This is a genomic window from Coleofasciculus sp. LEGE 07092, from assembly GCF_015207375.1.
Lineage (GTDB): Bacteria > Cyanobacteriota > Cyanobacteriia > Cyanobacteriales > Coleofasciculaceae > LEGE-07092.
The window spans coordinates 1-3,228 of the sequence record NZ_JADEWY010000249.1; the positions used below are offsets into that span (position 1 = coordinate 1).

A 3,228-nucleotide genomic window follows, 5' to 3' on the forward strand; every position below is an offset into this window, starting at 1 on the left:
CTCCTCAATACAACGTAAAATCATCTGAGGTGTTTGCGGTCGCTGACCTGGAAATGCCGCCATCAGGTAATCCATCAAATCCGCCAACTCCGGCGAAATGTGAGGCGCACTCTCCCGCCAAAGTAACTTGCCCGTGCGAGAATGTCTGTCGAAATCAATCGGCGATTTGCCCGTCAGCAAAAACACAAACGTCCGTCCCAAAGCAAAGAAATCCGATTGAGCAACTGCGTGTCCTTCTGCTTGTTCAGGCGGCGTGTAACCACTAGAAATAATCACCGTACCCGTTACATTCTCTTTCTGTCTTTGTAGGTAGGTATCCGTCACTTCCCGCACCGCCCCAAAGTCAATCAGAGCCAATTGACCATTCGAGCGAAGCATAATATTAGAAGGCTTGATATCCCGGTGAATCAATTCTTGCTGGTGAAGTTGCTCCAAGATTTGGGCAAGCTGCCTCAACCATGTAATCGCTTGCTCTTCGCTCAGAGTTCGATTCCCCCACTTCAACCGCCACTGCTTCAAATTCACCCCATCAATTTTCTCCATCACCAAACAGTGGAGGGGTTCCTCGCTCCCTTCCGGCACCGTGAAATAGCCATCCGGCTCAACCTTGGGAATCCCAGGATGCTGTAGCCGACTCAAAACTGCCGCTTCTCGCTGAAAGAGAGATACCGCTTTTTCCTTAGCATCTCGCCTGTAAAAATGATTCAGACTCAAAGCCTTCAGAACTTTTAAGCTACCGCAATCATCCACCTCAAAGGTTTCTGCAAACCCTCCTTTTCCCAGCACTCGCAGGACGCGATAGCGGTTTTGAAGCAACAGGTTGGGATGAATCATGAGGGCGTTTGCCAACATAAATTTTAATACTTTATAAGTAGCAGTATTACTTATCGCTCTTTCCTGTGTCACATATGCAAAACGCTTGCCGTCGCTATAAGCTCCCCTTAATCGCTCCCAGCAGATTAAGAAGGTTTGTGCGTCCATAACCTGCGGTTTGCACCTTCGTTCCTTCTAGTTTAGACAAAACCTCTTCAAAGCAGGTTTCCATCGTGCTTGCACCTTTAAAAGTTCGGTACAACCTATCGGTAATCCGGGTAAGAATGGTGCGAATTTGGATTTCCTTAGTATCGTCTAGTTCCTGCTCTTTTACTAACGCATGACTTCTTAATAGTCCCAATTGAGCAAGAGACTGAGTTTGGCAAAGGGCAACAATATCTTTACAAACTCGGTCAATAAACTGATAAGTTACATATTTCAAAATCACAGGTTGGACGGTAAAAACGGTTTCATTTCCCTCACTACTGGGTTCTTTTTCCAGGAGCGATCGCCGTTTCAACGATTCTAACGCGGGTATCAGTTGAGAGGAAGAAGAGACTGAAAACTGCATATCTCCTCTCAATTCTGAAAGAGAAATCGGTTGATTTTCAATCGCAAACCAATACAGTATTTCTTTTTCTAAACTCGACAATCGCTGGACTTGTTCATTTAAAAGATTGGGTAAAATATCACCAATGATTAAAGTACTCTGCTCTAGAAATTGAGAGATATCTCCATCAAAAAGTTCTTGAATGGTTGTGGCAATAATTTTCAATGCCAGGGGATTGCCGCGATAGAGTTGAATCAATTCCTCCAACCCCCGCTTGAGACGGGAAACTCCTTTCGCTTCCAAAATCCGCTTGGCATCTTCCCTACTTAACCCCTTCAGTTTCAAGGCGCGAACGGGGAGTGTCGTTCCTGCCAGAGACGCAATTTCGGCAGGTTTCTCCCGACTGAGGAGTACCACACAGCTTTGGTGGCGTTCTTCTCCCACCCGTCTAATCAGTTCCCCATACTCCTCGTATCCTTCTCGATAGTTGCCAGCCAGTTCCTCACTGCTCATTACCGTCTCGACATCATCCAAAAATAGCAAACAGCGATGAGCTTGCAAGCTGTCAATCAATCGTGAAACTCGACCGTCTGCGGTAGGGGGTAAATCTGGTTCCCGACCGTCTGACAAAAATTCAATCAGATCGGCTAGGATATCGCCAACGGGTGGAGCATGACGGAGCGATCGCCAAATCAAGTACTCAAAGGATTGCTGAATTTCTTCTGCCAGTTTAACCGCCAGCACGGTTTTGCCAATCCCCCCCATCCCTAAGATAGCCACCAAATGACAGCGCTCTTCCACAATCCATTGCTCTAGCTGTGCCAGTTCAGGGGTGCGACCATAAAAAAGCGAAATGTCAATGGCTTCTCCCCAATCCTGACGGATACTAGCCATGGTAGAATTGCGACGGTCTACAATATCTTCCCAGTTGAGTCCCAGTACTTGACAGTACGCCTTGAATGCAACCGCACTAATCGGCTGCCGTCCAGCTAGGAAGCGTTTCCAGGTGCCTTGGGAAATACCGTTGGCGTAGAAACTGCCCGCTTGCCAGTTTTTATCGGGTTCTAAAACTAAACTGGCTTCTATCAAGCAAGTATCGTCCTCATCAAGACTCCAACCCCATCCCTTTTCATTTCTAGCTTGCTTAATGCGCGTTATTCCCGCTTGAGAGGCTTTTAGAGTCGGCACAGTTACACCCTATTTTTGCCATTTGTCAAGATCAATTTTAGATCAGCACTAGACTTCTGGAACGGCTCTTGCGATCGCACGAGTCGCTCTTAAGCTGATCTGGTAAAATCTTTTCTCATCAACGATGCTAAGAGTGGGGATGCATCATTGACATCAGTGCAGGACTCCCACTTCAACTCAGCTTTTCTCTAACTCAATTTATCGTTTGGCAGGAGGCTTGAGATGTCAGACTACACCGAATGTCCGAAGTGTGGCAAGAAATCGATCGTGCAGCGCAAGAACGACCTCTACCAATGCTTGGCTTGCGACTTTAAGCGAGACTTTACTCCAGCGCCCAAAAAACCAAAATCTGACAATGGAGCCTTGTGGATCACTCTGATTACCGCAGTCATTGCCTTTTTCATTCTACAGTACAAAAGCACCGTCTCTGATATTCCGGCTCTTGAATTTCAATCCTCTCCTTCTCCTACCGCGTTTCAGGCAAGGACAGAGAATGGGGAGTAGGGAGTGGGGAGCAGGGCTTGCCGTGAGCGTCAGTCGAACGGGAGCAGGGGAGCGGAGGAAGAAAGAGGAAATTAGAGCTTTCAAGCGATAAATTTGTCCGATTCCCGTCAATTCCCGTAGGACAGGCAACATGAGCTGTCTCAACTATGCTCCCCCATCTCCCCATCCTCCTC

General features: G+C 47.3%; 3 protein-coding genes. 1 reads left to right on the top strand and 2 read right to left on the bottom strand.

Going from position 1 to position 3,228, the window contains the following annotated elements; translation table 11 throughout:
• Both IQ257_RS29160 and IQ257_RS29165 read right to left on the bottom strand, forming a co-directional pair.
• A partial coding sequence (locus tag IQ257_RS29160; RefSeq protein ID WP_228061150.1) for a serine/threonine protein kinase occupies positions 1-852 on the bottom strand: 852 nt, incomplete at its 3' end.
• Between the two features lie 76 nt (positions 853-928).
• Complete coding sequence (locus IQ257_RS29165) at positions 929-2,551, bottom strand: NB-ARC domain-containing protein (protein WP_193882487.1); 1,623 nt, start codon at positions 2,549-2,551, stop codon at positions 929-931.
• Positions 2,552-2,773: 222 nt separating this feature from the next.
• On the opposite strand from IQ257_RS29165, the gene IQ257_RS29170 reads away from it, so the two are divergent.
• On the top strand, positions 2,774-3,055 hold the full coding sequence (locus IQ257_RS29170; RefSeq protein ID WP_193882484.1) for a hypothetical protein: 282 nt from the start codon (positions 2,774-2,776) through the stop codon (positions 3,053-3,055).
• Positions 3,056-3,228 lie beyond the last annotated feature (173 nt).